This is a genomic window from Bacillus sp. BB081 (genome assembly GCF_008368895.1).
Taxonomy (GTDB): Bacteria; Bacillota; Bacilli; order Bacillales; family Bacillaceae_G; genus Bacillus_A; species Bacillus_A wiedmannii.
Genome location: NZ_QOZX01000014.1, coordinates 81,717 through 101,428, shown reverse-complemented (window position 1 = coordinate 101,428; position 19,712 = coordinate 81,717). Strand labels below are relative to the sequence as shown.

Below are 19,712 nucleotides of genomic sequence, written 5' to 3'. Positions count from 1 at the left end.
AAAAACCTCTCCTTAGCTGAGAGGTTTTTTTATTTAACTAGGAGGTTTTAACAATGAGCGGAATTATAGCAACGTATTTAATCCATGATGATTCACATAACTTAGAAAAAAAAGCCGAGCAAATTGCACTCGGTTTAACAATTGGCTCTTGGACTCATTTGCCACACTTATTGCAAGAACAATTAAAACAACATAAAGGCAACGTCATTCATGTTGAAGAACTAGCTGAACAAGAACATACCAATTCGTATTTACGTAAAAAAGTTAAACGCGGGATTATTAAAATCGAATATCCGTTATTAAACTTCAGTCCGGACTTACCAGCAATTTTAACAACTACATTCGGAAAGCTATCACTTGATGGCGAAGTGAAATTAATCGACCTAACATTTTCAGAAGAGTTAAAACAATATTTCCCTGGTCCAAAATTCGGGATAGATGGTATTCGAAATCTTTTACAAGTTCATGAGCGTCCCCTTTTAATGAGTATTTTTAAAGGAATGATTGGGCGAAATATTGGGTATTTAAAAACGCAATTACGCGATCAAGCAATTGGTGGTGTAGATATAGTAAAAGATGATGAAATATTATTTGAGAATACATTAACACCACTTACGAAACGCATTGTATCTGGAAAAGAAGTTTTAGAATCCGTATATGAAACATACGGACATAAAACGTTATATGCCGTAAATTTAACAGGACGAACTTTTGATTTAAAAGAAAATGCGAAACGCGCAGTGCAAGCTGGGGCAGATATTCTATTATTTAATGTATTTGCTTACGGACTAGATGTACTACAATCACTTGCAGAAGATGATGAAATCCCAGTTCCTATTATGGCACACCCTGCTGTAAGTGGTGCTTATTCAGCATCCAAGTTATATGGAGTTTCCTCTCCATTATTACTAGGAAAGCTACTACGTTATGCTGGGGCTGACTTTTCATTATTCCCATCTCCATACGGAAGTGTTGCACTAGAAAAAGAGGAGGCTCTTGCCATCTCAAAACATTTAACTGAAGACGATGCATTTTTCAAGAAGAGTTTTTCTGTTCCGTCTGCTGGTATTCACCCTGGTTTCGTTCCCTTTATTCTACGAGATTTCGGTAAAGATGTTGTTATTAATGCTGGCGGCGGGATACATGGGCATCCAAGTGGGGCGCAAGGGGGCGGTAAAGCTTTCCGTACTGCAATTAATGCTACTTTGCAAAATACACCACTCCATGAAGTAGATGACATAAATTTGCATAGTGCACTACAAATATGGGGAAATCCCTCTCATGGGGTGAAATTATGAGTATTCAAGTATTTTGTGATTTCGATGGCACGATTACAAATAATGATAACATTATGTCCATTATGGAAAAATTCGCACCACCAGAAGCCGAAGAAGTAAAGAATAGAATTTTATCACAAGAGCTATCTATTCAAGAAGGTGTTTCTCAATTATTTCAATTAATACCTACTAGTCTACACGATGATATGATTCAATTTTTAATAGAAACTGCTGAAATCCGTAGTGGTTTTCAGGAATTTATACAATTTGTAAATGAAAATAACATTTCTTTTTACGTTATATCAGGTGGAATGGATTTCTTCGTCTATCCACTCTTACAAGGAATCATTCCAAAAGAGCAAATTTACTGTAATGAAACAGACTTTTCAAGTGAATTCATTACAGTTAAGTGGCCTCATCCTTGTGATCATCATTGTCAAAATCATTGCGGATTATGCAAATCATCTTTAATCCGTAAATTAAGTGATACGAATGACTTCCATATTGTGATTGGAGATTCAATTACTGATTTACAAGCTGCGAAACAAGCAGATAAAGTATTTGCTCGCGACTTCCTTATTACAAAGTGTGAAGAGAATTATATTGCTTATACACCGTTTGAAACATTTCACGATGTTCAAACCCAATTAAAACATTTGTTGGAGGTGAAATCATGAAACAACTTTTTCGTCAATGGTATGACTTAAGCGAGATAAAAAAAGAATTAACAACACGAAATTGGTTTCCAGCAACGAGTGGTAATATTTCTATAAAGGTTAGTCATGAGCCACTTACTTTTCTTATTACAGCAAGCGGTAAAGATAAAACAAAAACAACTCCAGATGATTTTCTATTAGTAGATCATCTAGGGCTTCCCGTATTAGAGACTGAATTACGCCCTTCAGCAGAAACAATATTGCATACACATATTTATAACAATACGAATGCCGGGTGCGTACTTCATGTTCATACAACTGATAATAATGTCATCACAAATTTATATAGTGATGCAGTCACCCTTCAAAATCAAGAAATTATTAAAGCTCTCGATATTTGGGAAGAAGGTGCCACAATTCACATTCCTATTATTGAAAACCATGCCCATATCCCAACGCTTGGAGAAAACTTCCGAAAGCATATACAAGGAGATTCGGGAGCAGTATTAATTCGTAACCACGGTATTACCGTATGGGGCCGAGATAGCTTTGATGCAAAGAAAAGATTAGAAGCTTATGAGTTTTTATTCCAATTTCATATAAAACTATTATCAATTCAAGGAGGCGTTTCTAATGGCGCAAATTCGTATTCATGAAGTAAATACTCGCATAGAAAATGAAGTAGAAGTATCTAAATTTCTACAAGAGGAAGGCGTTTTATATGAGAAATGGAACATCTCTAAACTTCCTACTTATTTAAATGAAAATTATTCATTAACAGATGAAAACAAGGCTGAAATATTAGCTGTGTTTTCAAAAGAAATCGCTGATGTTTCAGCGCGCCGAGGTTATAAAGCACATGATGTAATTTCACTTTCAAATAGCACACCTAACCTTGACGAATTATTAATTAATTTCCAAAAAGAACACCATCATACCGATGATGAAGTTCGCTTTATTGTTAGTGGACATGGCATCTTTGCCATTGAAGGAAAAGATGGCAAATTCTTTGACGTTGAACTTGAGCCAGGCGATCTCATATCTGTTCCAGAAAATGCAAGACACTATTTTACCTTGCAAGATGATCGTCAAGTTGTAGCTATTCGTATTTTTGTTACAACTGAAGGCTGGGTTCCGATCTATTAAGGTAGTTAGTTGAATAAAAGGACTTGGATCCCCTTTTCCAACCTTTTATTCACTCTACATATATACATCCTCCTATAGAACAGGCTTATTTCAAAAAATGAAATAAGCCTGATTTTTTATGTACCTAACCATACGATTCCTTTCGTTCAAAAAAACAACCTCCCCCTTCTATTTTTTAAGTGTATTTCTGAACATTTATTGAACTTTTTTTGAATTTTTTCTGAAAATTCTGTTTTGTTTATGGTATACTACTATTAAATAAAAAGGAAAAGAATATCGCAAACAGAGGGGGATAATCATGAGTTTACTTATCGCACTTATACTAGGGGTTACGTGTGGAGCACTTCCTGTTATTCTAGGAGCTATTATGGAAGAGTTAGAAGTTGGTGTTTTAGGTTTTGTCGCATCTTGTGTAAGCGCTTTATTTTTTGGTTTATTCGGTGCTATTCCTGTTTCAATTCTGTGTGCATTTTATATAGTACGCCATGCTCGTGCAAAACAATTTGGTCCTAATCACATCGCGCAAGTTATTCCATTCCCAATTGAACGATGCCGCCGAGCTTCTAGCTTATAATTATAAAAATTAAATATACCTAAATAAATAAAAGTCCTCAAATGAGGACTTTTATTTATTTTCTTCTAGAAATTGAAACAATTCTTGTAAATGTAGGACATCTTCACTATAGCTAACAGATACGTGACATATACCGTCAATCTCTGCTTGCATATAAAGATCAACCCCATCTCGATCATATTTCAATGCCAAATAAAACTCCATTTCTTCTAACATCTTTTTTGAAGTTCGAATAACATAATGCCCCTTCTCATCTCTTCCATATTCGAATTCCGGCTCAAAATCATATTTTTGTTTAAAAGCTTCTTTTTGTTTTGCACTAATTTGTATACAAGTTGCTCGCTGAACAGTATCAATCATCTCATCAAATTTTTGAAGATCCATCTCATTTACCCCCTTATGTATTTTTTGTATAAAACTTGTGTTCCGCTATTCTCTTCCCCATCTTTCATTAACTCTTCATACAATTCCTTCGCCAAACTTAAACCTGGTACTGGCAATTGCAATTTTTCAGCCTCATCTAAAGCTATCTTCATATCTTTCATAAAATGCTTTACATAAAACCCTGGTTCAAAATCTCCCTTTAACATTCGAGGAGCTAAGTTACTCAATGACCAGCTACCTGCTGCTCCCGTTGAAATACTCTCTAATACTTTATCTGGGTCTAGTCCAGCTTTTTTCGCATAAGCAACAGCTTCACATACTCCAATCATGTTAGAAGCAATCGCAATTTGATTGCACATTTTTGTATGTTGTCCACTTCCAGCTGGTCCTTGCAACTGAATATTTGTCCCTAGTTTTTCAAATAACGGTAAACATTTTTCATATATTTCTTTTTCGCCACCGACCATAATTGCGAGCCTTGCTTCTTTCGCACCAACGTCTCCTCCAGATACAGGCGCATCTAACGTATATACATTCTTACTTTTACCGGTTTCGTTAATACGTTTTGCCAATGTTGGTGTAGATGTCGTGAAATCAATTGCTATCGTACCTTCATTTGCATTCTCCAAAATTCCATCTATCCCAAAGTACACTTCTTCTACATCATGTGGATATCCAACCATAGTCATTACAACATCAACTTGCTTCACTAACTCTTTCGGTGTATCACACCAATTCGCACCATCTTGCACTAAAGAGTCTGTCTTCGTTTTCGTTCTATTATATACATATACTTGATAGCCGTCTTGCATTAAATGACGCACCATACTTTTTCCCATTACACCAATACCGATGAAACCTATTGATACATTTTTACGTTCCATTTTCTCATCCCCTTTGTTCTAATAAATCACTTACCATCTTTCGAAACTCATTATTAAAATCATCATCTATACTATTTTTCACATTTGAAAATAATATAACAAAAGTACCTTTTTCTTTATTAAAATTATTGAAAGTGTTCCAACCAGATAGTACACCATGATTATGAAAATAATCCGAATATATGTAAAAACTATATGCATATTTTCGTTCTGTTGAAGGTGAAAACATCGCTTGTCTACTTTGTTCAGAAAGAAGTTTCCCATTTATAATCGCTTCGTCTAATTTCTTCATATCGCCAACTGTCGTATACATCTCACCGCATCCGTATAACCACTCCATTAACAATTTTTGTGCAGGTTCAAGTACATTCTCTTTCTTTACATATCCTTTAGTAAAATGCTGATCTCCCTGAACCATATTTCCCATACCAGATTCATGCATTTCTGCTTTAGTAAATATATTTTCTTTTATGTAATCTCCTAAAGGTTTTTTTGATATGCTTTCTATAATATAGGCAAGCACCATATAATTATAATCTGTATATCTCCAACCTGCGCCTGGTGAAAATTCTAATTTTTGACTTCCAATCCAATTTACTAAATTTATACGAGAAGCGGCATTCACTTTCCCTTTTCCGCTTTCTGGTAAACCTGATGTGTGTGTTAACAAATGATATAAGGTGATATTTTTATCTACCGGAAAAGAGGGAATATATTTATTTACATTATCTTGAATATTTAACTTCCCTTGTTCCTGCAGCTGTAAAATAGATGTGGCCACGACTGTTTTCGTAATAGAACCGACACGATATTTTGTTTGAGGCGTATTTTCTATCTTATTTTGAACATCAGCATATCCATATCCTTTATTCAATATAACATGCTCTTTATCTGTTACTAAAACTGTTCCATTAAATTGCTTTCCTATTAAATATTGATCTAACTTTTGAGATATACTAGCATAATCAATTTGTTTTTCTTCTTTTTCTTCTATATTCTCTTGTACTTCTGATTCAATAGTAGGATTCACCTTAGTTGTTAATACAGTGCTTTCCTTTATATTGGGATTATAGAGAAAATAGTATACTCCACCACAAACTACAGCAGACAGCGAAGCCATCGTCATTATTTTTTTATCATGTTGTTCCTCCATAATTCCTTCGTCCAAAATCCCCCCCACATTCTATTATCAAACAATAAAAAAAAATCGCAACAATTTGTTGCGAAAAATCACTTTTTTTCTTTTCTATATACACACACTTGATTTTTCCCATTTTTTTTCGCTTCATATAATGCAATATCCGCTCGTTGCATTAATTCTTCTCTTGTAATCCCTTGTTCATATAACGCGACTCCAAAACTCGCTGTTAATTTCGAAATTCCGGAGAAATGCTTTGTTTCAATGAAAAATCGTAATGATTCTGCAACCTGAAATGCTTCTTTTTCTACTGTATTAGTTACTAATATAATAAATTCTTCTCCTCCCCACCTTGCAAATACATGTTGCTGCTCCACTTTAGATTTCATAAGCTCTGCAAGCTGAATTAATGCTAAGTCACCAAAATCATGGCCATACGTGTCATTTACTGTTTTAAAATTATCTATGTCAAATAAAATAAGTGCTATTTTTTCATCGTTACGCATTGCATTATCCCATTCTGCCTCTAGTATTTGTTGGAACTTCAAACGATTATAAATCTCTGTTAACGAATCTATCATAGCAAGCCTTTCTTGTTCTTGATAGATTTCATCTAATTCTGTAATCTCTGTACACTTCACAATAAATCTTGATAAATCTTCTGGCAGTGGTGTCGCACGCAATAAAAAAGTTGACACTTCCCCTTCATAATTAGACATCTTAATTCTTCTATCATATGATAATGTATCATCTAACCATGTTATATCATGAGTTGTTGAATAGTATCCGTTTTCTCTAATAAAATGTTCAGCAAATACTAAATGTTGCTCACGATAGGCAAATAAATTTTCATATCCGAAAAACTCTAAAAAATTTGTATTACAATCAACAATCTCATCGTCTTCTACTATAAATAATAGATCATTTTGAAAATCAAACATCGTTTGAAGTAGTTCTTGTTGCAAACTTACTTGCCGCACTAAAGAAAGTTGATACAAACTCTTATTCACTTCCTCTAACACCATTTGTGGAGTCACAGGAGCTATCACAATATTACGTATTCCTAACGTAAGCACCTCTGCAAACTCGCTTGTTATCTGTTGATCCCAAATGACAATAAATGTACTCTGTGGATTATACATATTCTTTATATATTTTATTTGAGAAAAATCTGTTACATACATAATTACAATATGTGGTTTTGTTCTCTGAAACAATAATTCTCCTTCTTCAAAACTATTTGCTATAAACATACATTTTGGATGAATATTTTCTATCGTTTGTTGATGTGTGCATCCATTTTCTATATAAAGGACATTTAACTGAAGATCTTGTAATACATTTTGGAAAACCGTATTCTCTAATAAAAAATGTAGTATGTTCATCACTAGTCTTCACTCACTTCATATATCTTGTTCTACTGCATTCCTCACAAACATTTTATAAAAAAACTGTTCTCTAAATACTTTAATAAGTGAGGGATACATATTAACAAGCTAATTGAGAATGTTCTCTTCGTTTTTTCACTCTATAAATTCCTTTTCTAGTGTATGATTATAGGAATTGTATCGTTTGTATGAATGCCCTAGCTTCCTCTTTAAAACTTGACAATTAAAATAAAGATATTATATTCTTAAATTCGACAACTTACAAAATGTAAGTAGAATATATTACATGTATTTTTTTATAATTTGATATGTTACTTGGAGGATATATAATGACAAACGACAACTTTTTTAATGTTCTATACGAACGCACATCTACACGTGCATTCAACCCAGATAAAGAAATTTCATCTACAGAGTTACACGAGATTTTAAAGGGAGCTGCTCAAGCACCTTCTGCTTGGAACTTGCAGCACTGGAAATTCCTTGTATTCCAAGGTGAAGATGTACAGAAACGATTGCATCCAATTGCTTATAACCAGCAACAAATACTTGATGCTTCTGCTGTAGTCGCTATTTTAGGTGATTTAGAAGCTTATAAAAACGTTGAACCAGTTTATGGTCCAATTGTAGAACAAGGATTTATGAAAGAAGAAGCAAAAGAGCGCTTAGCTAAAAATATTGAGTCTGCATATGCTCGTGAGCAATTCCCAAGAGATGCCGCCTTTTCAAATGCATCTTTAGCAGCAATGCAACTTATGCTTGCGGCTAAAGCAACTGGCTGGGATACTTGTGCTATTGGTGGTTTCAACCCACAAGCACTTACAGAAGAATTCAATGTTTCATCTCGTTACGTACCAATTATGCTTATTACAATTGGTGAATCAACTTTAAAAGGTCATCCTGCACCACGAATGAGCGTAGAACAAGTGAGTGAATGGGCAAAATAATAAAGTGAACCTTTAATCAATGTGAGGGGCTTACTGCCTGTTAATACGGGATAAAAAAGAAACGAAGGTAATTTCATTACCTTCGTTTCTTTTTCTTCTGTCACACACCCGTAATATTACAATGTATTATTCGACATCTATACATAAAAAAACAGTAAACTTCATGCTATTCCCATACACATAAATGGCGTTTCGTGTCGAATTTTGTTAAAACATCGAAATATAACCGTGTGTTTTTGTTACAATTATGATACAATGATAACAAATAGATAACAAGAGAGGGATTTTCATTGAGTTCATACGGAAGCTTTATCGCACTTTTAAGTTACATAGTAACTGTACTGCTGTTATATTTTATTGGCGATGCTACAAACATATCAGTGTTACAATTCCCAAAAGAAGAAACGTTCCAATTAGACGCAGAAAAACATACTGCAAGATCCATTGCACCACTACTCTTAGCTCTCCCTGTATATATCATCGTTTTATATAAAAGTAAAAAAGTGTAAAGCCTACCTATTTCATTCATTTCGGTGGTCTTTACACTTTTTTGTGATATTTCCCCTATTTTAAACATCATTCCGTACTAAACACCCAGCTAGTCTTTTAAAATGAGAAAATCACCCAGAAAAAATTCCACTCTCTGTCCAGTCACTCATTACCGAACTTACATAGATTATAAGTGTGAAGGGGGTGATGAGGATTATGTTTGGATCATTTGGATGCTGTGATAACTTTAGAGACTGTCATCATCGTGAAAGAGAGTGCGACCATCGTGACCATCGCGAGAAAGAGAGAGAGAGAGAGGTAAAACCACAACAACCAGCTGTATGTAACGTGCTTGCTAGCATTTCAGTTGGAACAGAACTTTCTCTTTTAAGCATTAGAGGTAACGGAACATTCAACAATGTAATTTTTGAAGGTTTCGCTAACGGCGTTGCTCTTTTCTCTGCTTTAGCTCGTAATAACAAAGACGATAAAGATAATAATAAAGACGATAAGAACAATCAAAATCGAAATACTTTTACTGGTATTTTACGTGTATGCCCAACTGATATCGTTGCTATCGCTATCTAATTCCGTTCCTTATCCTCTATAGTAAGAAAATAAGATTTACTTTTCTCATAGAAAAAACCTGAGACCGATTTCAAATCGACTCAGGTTTTTTTATTGATTATATGCTTTTAACTAGTTCAACAACTTCTTCAGCAGTTGACATCATTAATGCTTTTTCTGCTAATGTTTCCATTTCTGCTTTTGACAACTTGCTTAGTTGTGTTCTTGCAGGAAGAATAGATGTTGCACTCATACTGAACTCATCTAAACCTAATCCTAATAATAATGGGATAGCAAGTGAATCTCCCGCCATCTCACCACACATACCAGCCCATTTGCCTTCTTTATGAGCCGCATCGATAACCATTTTTACAAGACGTAAAATAGACGGGTTATATGGTTGGTATAAGTAAGCTACTTGTTCGTTCATACGGTCTGCAGCCATTGTGTATTGGATTAAGTCATTTGTTCCGATAGAGAAGAAATCAACTTCTTTTGCGAATTGATCTGCTAATACTGCTGAAGCTGGGATTTCAACCATCATACCCACTTCAATAGAATCAGAAACAGTTGTACCCGCTTCTACAAGTTTCGCTTTCTCTTCTAATAAGATTGCTTTCGCTTGACGGAACTCATCAAGAGTTGCAATCATTGGGAACATAATTTTTAAGTTACCGTATACGCTAGCACGAAGTAATGCACGAAGTTGTGTACGGAACACATCTTGCTCATCAAGACATAAGCGAATTGCACGGTATCCTAAGAATGGGTTCATTTCTTTTGGTAAATGTAAGTATGGAAGCTCTTTATCTCCACCGATGTCCAGTGTACGAACAACAACAGGTTGACCTTCTTTTACACCTTCAAGAACTGCTTTATACGCTTCGAACTGCTCTTCTTCTGTTGGAAGATTGTCACGGCCCATGTATAAGAATTCTGTACGGTATAAACCAACGCCTTCTCCGCCATTATCGATAATACCTTGTACATCATTTGGTGTTCCGATATTTGCAACAAGCTCAACGTGATGTCCATCACTTGTTACAGTAGCTTGGTCTTTTAATTTTGCCCATTCAGTTTTTTGCTCTTCAAATTTCGCTTTCTTTTCTTCAAAAGAACGAAGAGTTTCTTCTGATGGATTTACAATTACTTCTCCATCTAAACCGTCGATGATTACGATATCGCCGTTTTGGATTTTCTCCATAACAACTTTCGTACCAACAACTGCAGGAATTTCCATAGAACGAGCCATAATTGCAGAGTGAGATGTACGTCCACCGATATCAGTTGTAAAACCTTTTGCATACTTACGGTTTAACTGAGCTGTATCAGATGGTGTTAAATCTTCAGCAATGATGATTACTTCTTCAGAAATTGTACCAGGGTTTGAGAAGTTAATTCCTAGTAAATGTGCAAGAACGCGTTTTGTTACGTCACGAATGTCCGCAGCACGTTCTTTCATATATTCGTTATCCATGTTTTCAAACATAGAAATAAACATTGATGCAACTTCATCCATTGCAAATTCAGCATTTACTTTTTCACTATTTACTTTATCTTTTACTGGGTTTACTAGTTCTGGATCATTTAACACTAATAAATGTGCTTCAAAGATCGCAGCTTTATCAGCACCCAGCTCAGCAAAAGCATGGTCCTTAATTGCTTCTAATTCAGTTTTTGCTTTTTCAAGCGCAGCGTCTAAGCGTGCAATTTCAGCAGCTTCGTTTGTAATTGATTTCTTTTCGATGTTAAATTCAGGATTCTCAAGTCTGAAAGCCTTTGCAATAGCAATCCCACTTGATGCAGCGATCCCTTGAATATTAAGAGTCATTATTCTCCTAATCCTTCGTTTTTCATAGTTTCTTCGATAGCTGCTAGTGCTTGAGCTGCATCATCACCATTTGCAGTGATTTTAATTTCTGCGTTTTGTTGAATGCCTAAAGACATAACGCCCATGATTGATTTTAAGTTAACGTTTTTTCCGTTATACTCTAAGTTAATGTCAGAACCAAATTTGCTTGCAGTGTTTACAAGTAGAGTTGCTGGACGAGCATGAATTCCTGAGTCGCTAGTTACTTTAAAGATTTTTTCCATGATAATTTATCTCCTTTAAATTACAGTATTTTTTAGTTGTATAGACGTGAGTACTACATCATCTATTGTATATAATAGGCGATGTTCGGTCAACCACATCGCCTATTATAATTATAAACATTTTGCGTCAAATTCCTACTGAATGTCAATAATAGCGTTTTCGCCCTTCTTAACATTTCCATCTTTTTTCAATTCGACTTGTTGTCCTTGTTGTAAATTCGTAAAGACAATTGGTGTAATGATAGATGGTGCATTTTCTTTTACAAATGCAAGATCTACTTTTAATAATGGTTGTCCTTGTTTCACTTTGTCGCCTTGTGCTACAAGTGCTTCAAAACCTTCACCATTTAATTTTACAGTATCAATACCGAAGTGGATTAAAATTTCTTTTCCGCCTTCAGATTGAATACCAATCGCATGCTTTGTAGGGAATACGTTGACGATCTCACCGTTAACTGGGGAAACTACTGTTCCTTCTGTTGGCTCGATTGCAAATCCGTCTCCCATCATTTTTCCTGAGAATACTTGATCAGGTACTTCTGTAATCGGTAAGATTTTCCCTTCAATTGGTGATACGATTGTTTCGTTTTCATCAACTTGTTTAGGAGTTTCTTCTACCTTTACAGGCTCTTCTTTTTCAACATGAGGTGTACGACCTGACATAATATCATGAATTTGTGATTTTAATGTGTCAGATTTCGGTCCAAAAATAGCTTGAATGTTATTTCCAACTTCAAGTACACCAGCTGCTCCAAGCTCTTTTAAGCGATCTTTGTTTACATTCTTTTGTTCGTTAACTTGAACACGTAAACGAGTAATACAAGCGTCTAAAGAAGCAATGTTTTCTTTACCACCAAGTGCTACTAATACTTCACGTGGAAGTTCTCCTGCTTCTGTTTTACCTGCGCCGTCATTCGCATTTGCTACTTCACGACCAGGTGTTTTTAAATCCCATTTACGGATTGCAAAGCGGAATCCGAAGTAGTAAATAACTGCTAGTACAAGACCAACAATAATTACCCACCACCATGCTGTACGGCCTGGCAGTACACCGAATAACATAAAGTCGATTAAACCACCAGAGAATGTCATACCAATTTTAACACCTAAAATTTGCATTGTCATAAATGATAGACCAGCGAATACTGCGTGAATTCCGAATAGTACTGGTGCTACGAATAAGAATGAAAATTCAAGTGGTTCTGTAATACCTGTTAAGAAAGATGTTAATGCAGCAGAACCTAAAATACCAGCTGCTAATTTTTTATTTTCTGGACGTGCTTCATGGTACATTGCTAATGCTGCTGCTGGAAGACCGAACATCATGAACGGATACTTACCAGTTGTAAATGTACCTGCTGTTAATTCTACACCGTCTTTTAACTGTGCCATAAAGATCTTTTGGTCACCACGGATTAATTCGCCAGCTGCATTTGTATACTGACCGAATTCGAACCAGAACGGTGAATAGAAAATATGATGTAATCCAAATGGAATTAATGAACGTTCAATTAAACCGAATATGAATGCCGCTAATGTTCTATTTGCATCAATCATTTGATGTGAGAACGTATTTAAGCCACCTTGAATGTATGGCCAAATGAAACACATGATTATACCTACTACTAAAGAGAATGTTGCAGTTGCGATCGGTACGAAACGCTTACCTGCGAAGAAACCTAAGTATGATGGTAATTCAATGTTGAAGTATTTATTGTAGCAATATGCCGCTACTATACCGATGATAATACCACCAAACACTCCCGTTTGTAGCGTTGGAATTCCTAATACGTTTGCATATGCTGGATCTGTAAATCCAATTTTTACTGGGTCTGCTCCAGAACTTGTTACTTTCACTAGCTTATCTACTTCTAAGAACACACTCATCGTTTTGTTCATAATTAAGTAGCCGACGAACGCTGCTAATCCAGCTACTCCGTCTCCACCAGCTAAACCAATTGCTACCCCAACTGCGAATAATAATGCAAGGTTAGCGAAAATAATATCACCAGATTGTTCCATAATTTTTGCTACCATTACGAACCAATCTGCTTTTAAAGCAGGAATAACATTTGTTAACTGTGGATTTTGAAATGCATTACCAAATCCAAGTAAAATACCTGCTGCCGGTAAAATCGCTACTGGAAGCATTAACGCTTTTCCGACTTTTTGAAGAACACCAAAGATCTTCTTAAACATGGAAACCCTTCCTCTCTTATCTATATTGATACCTTCCGACAAACGCCAAAAAGACATGAGGAAAAAAAGATAGAACGATAGCTATACAAAGGGTAGTATATCCCTTTCTCAAGCTTACATTCCTTGCTTTTCTCCACTCATGCCTGATCGAATCAGTAACACGTGTCAAAAATAGGTTTACGTATAAGTTCACTATAATTAAGGCAAACGTTTTCGTTACTTACCTTAATGTGTTTGTCGAAATTTGTATAACTTTGCAATAGTTATTATACATAACTATTGTAAGCGATTCAATGATTTTTTTTAACGTTTTCATTTTAGACAAAAATATATGTCTTTTTACACATGCTCTGCTTTCACTAAGCGCTGCAGGTGCATCGTTAAATATATGCTCTCTGCTTCATACACAGGAAGTTGCAATTCTTTTTGCATGACCTTAACTAGCTTCCAAGCTAAATTATAACAGACAGGATATTCTGCCTTTAATAAATCAGCAAAACTTTGTGATTCCTCTACTTTTTCCCCTTTTTTTACCCGTTCAATTGCGTATTGTAAATGACGGATAAGGCGTAAATAGTGGATACTTTCTTGGTCTAATGTAATTTGTAAGTTTGTCTCAATTAAAGATACGAGCTGTGCAATGAGACGGGAGTTTTGATTAACTGAAGATAAATCTGAATTTGTAAGCGAACTGTAAATATGGAGTGCAATAAAACCAATTTCTCCTTCTGGTAATGTAATTTGTAAACGAGAATTTAAAAGGTCTACAACACCTTCAGCAATTTCATATTCCTCTGGATAGAGCATTTTCGTTTCAACTAAAAAAGGATTATCAATTGTAAGTCCTTGTTTTAACCGCTTAATCGCAAAAGAAATATGATCTGTTAAAGCGATATGAATATGTTCATTCAATGGTGATTTTGCTTTTTCTTGAATGTAGAACATAATATCATTCATTAATTCAATTAGTTTTTCACTCACATGCGGCACTAACAGTTTGTATTGTTCACGATCACGTTCATTTTTTAAAACAAACATTTTTTCAATTTGTTCTTGCTCCAATACATCTTTCGCTTTTTTCCCAAATCCAATTCCTTTACCAATCACTACTACTTCCTCATGTTCAGGATGGCTAGCAATGATGACATTATTATTTAAAACTTTTTTAATTTCTAGATAATTATTCATATAACACCACCCTCGTACTTAAATAGCCTGCTTTTATGTTACAGAACATTCTTCTTTGTCGTCAATGTAAAACATCTACCATTTCATAAAAATTCATTTTTTAGACATGTTTATATATGATGCGTATAATGTAAGAGCAACTGTACATAGAAAGGAGATAACAACATGATTAAAATGTTTGTAAGTGATATCGATGGTACAATGATGCAACACGGAGGGTTAATTGACGAACAAGATATTGTAGCACTTCGTAGTCTTGCTGAGCAAAATGTTATTCTTTGTTTCGCTTCTGGCCGATTGGATAATGAAATTGCAGACTTAATGAAAGCTGTAAATACAAATTTCCATCGTATTAGTGTAAATGGTGTTTTCGTGTACACATATGAAAACAAGCAACTATTATCTGCAACATTCGATTCGAGTATTCTACCTGATCTGTTAGCAATGACAAATGAAGATCCTTATTTTCGTTATGTAAGTGATGAGCATAATTATTACATTGAAGAGAAAACACCGTTCATTCATGAGCTTGAACAACAAGTAACGATGACTTCTGTTGAAGAACCGCATCTATTACAGAAAATTGATGATACAATTTTCCCAAATAAAATCTCTGTCGGTGGAACAAAGGAAAGCTTACAACTCCTTCAGAAAAAAATTGATGAAAAATTCCATGGAAAAGTTAGTACATTCATTTCAGCAGAACAATGTTTAGATGTAATGCCACCTAATATTAGTAAAGGGGCTGCTATTTCTGTTTTATTAAAAGAGTTTCAACTACAACCAGAGGAAGTTGCTTGCATAGGGGATTCTTATAATGATATCCCGATGTTTTCTTTAACTCCTCACAGTTTTGCTATGTCTCAAGCAGATGAAGCAGTAAAAGAACACGCTCACTATGTAGTAAATACAGTTAAAGATGCTGTTAACCACGTAATTGCTCATAATAAAAATACGACTCACTCCTTATAAGGATGAGTCGTATTTTTTCTTTACATGTTAAACAATTTGACATTAACTGTACTTCACAAACTGAAATATATTATTTGTTACGTGCGATGTTTGTAATAAACTTATAACGATCCCCACGATAAATACATTTCACATACTCTAACGGTACTTCACCTTCTGAATATGACCATTGACGCATTACAAGCACTGGCGCCTTTTTAGGAATATGCAGATGTTCAGCTTCATTATCCGTTGCAATTGAAGCTTCAATTGATTGAGTAGCGCTAACAAGTTTAAAGCCCAGTTTTTTCTCTAAATGTTCATATAAAGATTGTTGCAATATTTCTTCGTTAATATCTTTTACAAGAGCTGGCGACAAATATGTCGTCTCAAAAGCAATCGGTTCATCATCAGCTAAGCGAATACGCCTCACTTCATAAACCGACTCTCCCTCCTGTATTCTCAACCGGTCTGCTATTTTCGCAGTAGCTGGAACTAGGCGGAAACTAAGTAATTGACTACTTGGGTTCATCCCACGAGAAATCATATCTTCTGTGAATCCCGTCATTCCTTGCAGTTTTTGTTCCACTTTCGGAAGTTGGACAAACGTACCGATTCCACGTTTCCGATATAAATAGCCTTGTTCCACTAAATTATTAATCGCCTGTCTGATTGTCATACGACTCACTTCGAACTTATCGCAAAGTTCATTCTCAGATGGGATTTTATCTCCCGGCTTCCATTCGCCGTCCTCAATTAGCTGTTTCACCCACTCTTGAATCTGATAATAGATCGGAAATGGTGAATACTTGTCGATGTTCATCAGCAATCGCCTCACTGCATAAAGATAGAGCTTCTTGATCAGCAATTACGGTTACATTCGGATGACGTTGTAAAACTGTAGCAGGACACGCTTCACTATATTCACCTTGCAATAATTCTTTAAGAGCTTCTGCCTTTTTAGAACCCATAGCAACAAGTAGAACTTGTTTCGCTTTCATAATGCTTCCAATACCCATTGTAATCGCATGAGTTGGCACATCTTCTTCTTTTTCGAAGAAGCGAAGGTTTGCTTGGCGTGTAGATTCTGTTAATTCAACAATGTTTGTTGGAGAATTAAACAGTGTTCCTGGTTCGTTAAATCCGATGTGACCGTTTTCACCGATTCCAAGAATCTGTAGGTCAACTGGGTTAGCAGCTAGAATGCCCTCGTAACGTTTGCACTCTTCCTCTAAATCACTTGCCATCCCGTTTGGTACATAAGTTTGTTTAAATGGAAGATGATCAAACAACTGTTCTTGCATGAAATAGTGATAGCTGTTTTTATCTTCATGTGGTAAATTTACGTACTCATCTAAGTTTACAGTGGTTACACGGCTTGTATCAAGTTTATTTTTTCGCATTTCTGCATAAATACCTAATGGAGAGCTTCCTGTAGCCATTCCCAATGTTGGATTTTCTTTTGTTTTTACAACTTCTTCAATTAATTTATAACCTGCTTCTGCTAGTTCTTCTGGAGTTTTTACAACAAGAATATTCATTTAATTACTTCCCTTCCTTCATATGAATTCCTAAACGAACCGTATCATATACATGTAAATCTTCATTCATCACAACAAAGTCTGCATCTTTTCCTACCGCTAATGCACCTTTATGATTTAATCCAAACTCTTCTGCTTGGTTAACTGATGTCATCAGTACTGCATCTTCGATTGAACAACCTGTAAATTCAATTACATTTCGGAAAGCTTGATCCATTTTTAGAATACTACCAGCTAACGTTCCATCTTCTAATCGAGCACTACCATCTTTTACATGTACTGGCTGTCCGCCAAGCTCATATAATCCATCTTCAAGACCTTTTGCACGCATTGCGTCAGTAATAACACTTACTTTTTTCGGTCCTTTTAATTTATATGCTAATTTCACCATATCAGGGTGAATATGAATACCATCTGTAATTACTTCAACCATTACATCTGGATTTAATAACACATGACCAACAACTCCTGGTTCTCGGTGATGTAATCCACGCATTTGATTGTATAAATGCGTTGCATGTGTAATGTTTCTATTTTTTAGTTGCGCATCAATTGCATCTGTATGCCCCATTGTGCCAACAACACCAGTTTCAGCAAGATACTGTTCAAACTCTAACGCACCTTCTTCTTCAGGTGCATATGTTACTAATTTAATTAGATTCCCGCTTGCTTCCTGCCATTGTTTAAATTGTTCAATATTCGCAGGAACAATATGTTCAAGTGGTTGTGCACCTGCACGTTTTTTTGAAACATACGGTCCTTCTAAGTGAATATATTCGAAATGTGCTCCTTTTTCTTTCGCTTCCTTCGCAGCATGTAGTGCCGCTTCGATTGCTTCTGGAGCTTGTGTCATTGTTGTTGGAAAGTAAGTTGTAACTCCTTCTTTTAACATTTCTTTACCTAGAGTTACTAATCCATCGCTATTTGCATCCATCGCATCAATATCGTATCCACCATGAATATGAACATCAATCATACCTGGAATCACAATCTTCCCTGCCGCATCTAAAACCGCTTCATTTTCTTGTGATACATATTGAGCCATCAAACCAATTTCTTTAATTGTTTCTGCGTAACGAATAAATCCGTTTCCCACTACTTCTTGACCTGTATAAATTTTGGCATTGATGACAACTTGCGTTTTCATTTTCATCGATCCTTTCCCATGAAATACCTACTTGTTATTATTACCTTATTCGCCTAATTCCATCTTAATATATGCACGAGTAGTTGTCTAGACATTCGAATGAAATTTCCTCTTTGTTTAACAAAAAGGAAACTTAGTACGTCTCTTGCAATTATAATATATGTTATTCAGTTTTCCAAAAAGGGAGAATATCCCCTATCATATTACTCACTTAAGTAATGGCATTAATCCACTAGAGCCTATTGTAATATGCTCGCCGTCTGTTTCCATTTCTACTGTACGTTTATTTGTTCCATATATCATTATACCATGCTGTTTTAAGCGTCTCACTACACTTTGATGCGGATGTCCATATGGATTTCTGCTTCCATATGAAAGAATCGCAAACTGTGGTTCTACTTTCTTTATAAACATTTCACTTGTTGAAGTATAGGAGCCATGATGTCCCACCTTTAACACATCTGCATGTACATCAAATTGCTTTAATATTTCAGTTTCCGTCCGCACATCAGCATCACCCATTAGTAAAAAATCCGCTTTTCCGTATCGTACCTTTAACACAATTGAAGATTCATTATTTTCATCTTTTGATTTCCCATTGTTTAATACTTGTATGGAAACATGCGGATCTAGCGGTATGTATTGTCCCTCTTTTACTGAAACGAAAGGAATTCCTCTTTTTTTAATATGATTCCGGTATGTGTGATACGTAAAAGAACTATATGTTTTTCCACTATCTAATATAAGCGATACCGGCATTTGCTCTACAATCGGAATGAGTCCTCCAATGTGATCCATATCAGGATGCGTACTGACGATAGCATCTAAATGGTTAATCCCTTTTTCGATTAGTTTTTGAATGATAACCTCACCGGCTTCATAAGGTCCCCCATCAATTAACATCGTTTGTCCATTTGGCAATGTAATAAGTGTCGCATCACCTTGCCCAACTTTTAAAAAGCTCACTTTCATTTTACCAAAATGTTGTCGCTGCATATGTAAAGGAGACGCGGTATGAATAGACATCATATATCTTTTAGCCGATGCACTATTTAAAGAAAAGCATAACAAAACAGAAACTAACAATAAAATACTTCGCATACTTCTCATAACTCGTCTCCTTTTTTCAATTAGTATGGCAC

The 19,712-nt window shown here is 35.4% G+C and carries 21 protein-coding genes; 9 read left to right on the top strand and 12 right to left on the bottom strand.

Annotated elements, in window-relative coordinates; translation table 11 throughout:
- The first annotated feature begins 53 nt into the window (after positions 1–53).
- The 5 genes from mtnW (at position 54) to DN394_RS07020 (ending at position 3,653) form a co-directional block, all read left to right on the top strand.
- Entirely contained in the window at positions 54–1,298 is a 1,245-nt protein-coding gene (gene mtnW / locus DN394_RS07040; protein ID WP_097917831.1) for a 2,3-diketo-5-methylthiopentyl-1-phosphate enolase, read from the top strand.
- Entirely contained in the window at positions 1,295–1,954 is a 660-nt protein-coding gene (locus DN394_RS07035; protein WP_097917830.1) for a 2-hydroxy-3-keto-5-methylthiopentenyl-1-phosphate phosphatase, read from the top strand. Before mtnW ends, DN394_RS07035 begins: the two co-directional genes overlap by 4 nt.
- Positions 1,951–2,589 carry a methylthioribulose 1-phosphate dehydratase gene (locus tag DN394_RS07030; RefSeq protein WP_000811321.1) on the top strand — a complete coding sequence of 213 codons (639 nt, stop codon included), beginning with the start codon at positions 1,951–1,953 and terminating at the stop codon, positions 2,587–2,589. Before DN394_RS07035 ends, DN394_RS07030 begins: the two co-directional genes overlap by 4 nt.
- Positions 2,567–3,079: a 1,2-dihydroxy-3-keto-5-methylthiopentene dioxygenase gene (locus DN394_RS07025; protein WP_000057324.1), complete on the top strand. Its 513-nt coding sequence runs from the start codon at positions 2,567–2,569 to the stop codon at positions 3,077–3,079. The genes DN394_RS07030 and DN394_RS07025 overlap by 23 nt, the downstream gene beginning before the upstream one ends.
- Positions 3,080–3,377: 298 nt before the next feature.
- Positions 3,378–3,653, top strand: a complete 276-nt coding sequence (locus DN394_RS07020; RefSeq protein ID WP_000054671.1) for a hypothetical protein — start codon at positions 3,378–3,380, stop codon at positions 3,651–3,653.
- Positions 3,654–3,704: 51 nt separating this feature from the next.
- Here the strand turns inward: DN394_RS07020 and DN394_RS07015 are convergent, their stop codons facing one another.
- From DN394_RS07015 to DN394_RS07000, 4 genes are all read right to left on the bottom strand, one after another.
- Positions 3,705–4,037, bottom strand: coding sequence for a DUF3909 family protein (locus tag DN394_RS07015; protein WP_097917829.1), 333 nt, complete (start codon positions 4,035–4,037; stop codon positions 3,705–3,707).
- A gap of 5 nt (positions 4,038–4,042) precedes the next feature.
- Positions 4,043–4,921, bottom strand: coding sequence for an NAD(P)-dependent oxidoreductase (locus DN394_RS07010; RefSeq protein ID WP_046956421.1), 879 nt, complete (start codon positions 4,919–4,921; stop codon positions 4,043–4,045).
- A gap of 4 nt (positions 4,922–4,925) precedes the next feature.
- A complete protein-coding gene (locus DN394_RS07005) occupies positions 4,926–6,074 on the bottom strand; it encodes a serine hydrolase (RefSeq protein ID WP_141498574.1) in 1,149 nt (382 codons plus the stop codon).
- Between the two features lie 77 nt (positions 6,075–6,151).
- Positions 6,152–7,444, bottom strand: coding sequence for a GGDEF domain-containing protein (locus DN394_RS07000; RefSeq protein WP_001023199.1), 1,293 nt, complete (start codon positions 7,442–7,444; stop codon positions 6,152–6,154).
- A gap of 332 nt (positions 7,445–7,776) precedes the next feature.
- On the opposite strand from DN394_RS07000, the gene DN394_RS06995 reads away from it, so the two are divergent.
- From DN394_RS06995 to DN394_RS06985, 3 genes are all read left to right on the top strand, one after another.
- Positions 7,777–8,394 (top strand): nitroreductase family protein, encoded by a 618-nt coding sequence (locus DN394_RS06995; RefSeq protein WP_097917828.1) that lies wholly within the window; start codon positions 7,777–7,779, stop codon positions 8,392–8,394.
- Positions 8,395–8,684: 290 nt separating this feature from the next.
- Positions 8,685–8,903 carry a hypothetical protein gene (locus DN394_RS06990; protein ID WP_000100492.1) on the top strand — a complete coding sequence of 73 codons (219 nt, stop codon included), beginning with the start codon at positions 8,685–8,687 and terminating at the stop codon, positions 8,901–8,903.
- A 196-nt stretch (positions 8,904–9,099) separates the two neighbouring features.
- Positions 9,100–9,471, top strand: coding sequence for a DUF3915 domain-containing protein (locus DN394_RS06985; RefSeq protein ID WP_141474858.1), 372 nt, complete (start codon positions 9,100–9,102; stop codon positions 9,469–9,471).
- A gap of 97 nt (positions 9,472–9,568) precedes the next feature.
- Here DN394_RS06985 and ptsP read toward each other — a convergent pair whose 3' ends face one another.
- The 4 genes from ptsP to glcT all read right to left on the bottom strand — a co-directional run bounded on the left by ptsP (position 9,569) and on the right by glcT (position 14,931).
- Positions 9,569–11,281 carry a phosphoenolpyruvate--protein phosphotransferase gene (gene ptsP, locus DN394_RS06980; protein WP_000174214.1) on the bottom strand — a complete coding sequence of 571 codons (1,713 nt, stop codon included), beginning with the start codon at positions 11,279–11,281 and terminating at the stop codon, positions 9,569–9,571.
- Entirely contained in the window at positions 11,281–11,544 is a 264-nt protein-coding gene (gene ptsH / locus DN394_RS06975) for a phosphocarrier protein HPr (RefSeq protein WP_000411080.1), read from the bottom strand. The genes ptsP and ptsH overlap by 1 nt, the downstream gene beginning before the upstream one ends.
- 135 nt (positions 11,545–11,679) lie before the next feature.
- The gene (gene ptsG / locus DN394_RS06970; protein WP_097917826.1) at positions 11,680–13,743 is read right to left on the bottom strand and encodes a PTS glucose transporter subunit IIABC; all 2,064 of its coding nucleotides are present in this window, start codon (positions 13,741–13,743) and stop codon (positions 11,680–11,682) included.
- Between the two features lie 339 nt (positions 13,744–14,082).
- Complete coding sequence (glcT, locus tag DN394_RS06965; RefSeq protein ID WP_001067321.1) at positions 14,083–14,931, bottom strand: glucose PTS transporter transcription antiterminator GlcT; 849 nt, start codon at positions 14,929–14,931, stop codon at positions 14,083–14,085.
- A gap of 165 nt (positions 14,932–15,096) precedes the next feature.
- Between glcT and DN394_RS06960 the strand changes: the two genes are divergently transcribed.
- On the top strand, positions 15,097–15,903 hold the full coding sequence (locus tag DN394_RS06960) for an HAD family hydrolase (protein WP_098091965.1): 807 nt from the start codon (positions 15,097–15,099) through the stop codon (positions 15,901–15,903).
- Between the two features lie 70 nt (positions 15,904–15,973).
- Here DN394_RS06960 and phnF read toward each other — a convergent pair whose 3' ends face one another.
- The 4 genes from phnF to DN394_RS06940 all read right to left on the bottom strand — a co-directional run bounded on the left by phnF (position 15,974) and on the right by DN394_RS06940 (position 19,680).
- Positions 15,974–16,705, bottom strand: a complete 732-nt coding sequence (gene phnF, locus DN394_RS06955) for a phosphonate metabolism transcriptional regulator PhnF (protein ID WP_002194085.1) — start codon at positions 16,703–16,705, stop codon at positions 15,974–15,976.
- Positions 16,635–17,423: a glucosamine-6-phosphate deaminase gene (gene nagB, locus DN394_RS06950; protein ID WP_097917825.1), complete on the bottom strand. Its 789-nt coding sequence runs from the start codon at positions 17,421–17,423 to the stop codon at positions 16,635–16,637. Before nagB ends, phnF begins: the two co-directional genes overlap by 71 nt.
- A 4-nt stretch (positions 17,424–17,427) precedes the next feature.
- Positions 17,428–18,570 (bottom strand): N-acetylglucosamine-6-phosphate deacetylase, encoded by a 1,143-nt coding sequence (gene nagA / locus DN394_RS06945; protein ID WP_097917895.1) that lies wholly within the window; start codon positions 18,568–18,570, stop codon positions 17,428–17,430.
- Positions 18,571–18,777: 207 nt separating this feature from the next.
- Positions 18,778–19,680, bottom strand: coding sequence for a ComEC/Rec2 family competence protein (locus DN394_RS06940; protein WP_046957457.1), 903 nt, complete (start codon positions 19,678–19,680; stop codon positions 18,778–18,780).
- Positions 19,681–19,712: the final 32 nt, after the last annotated feature.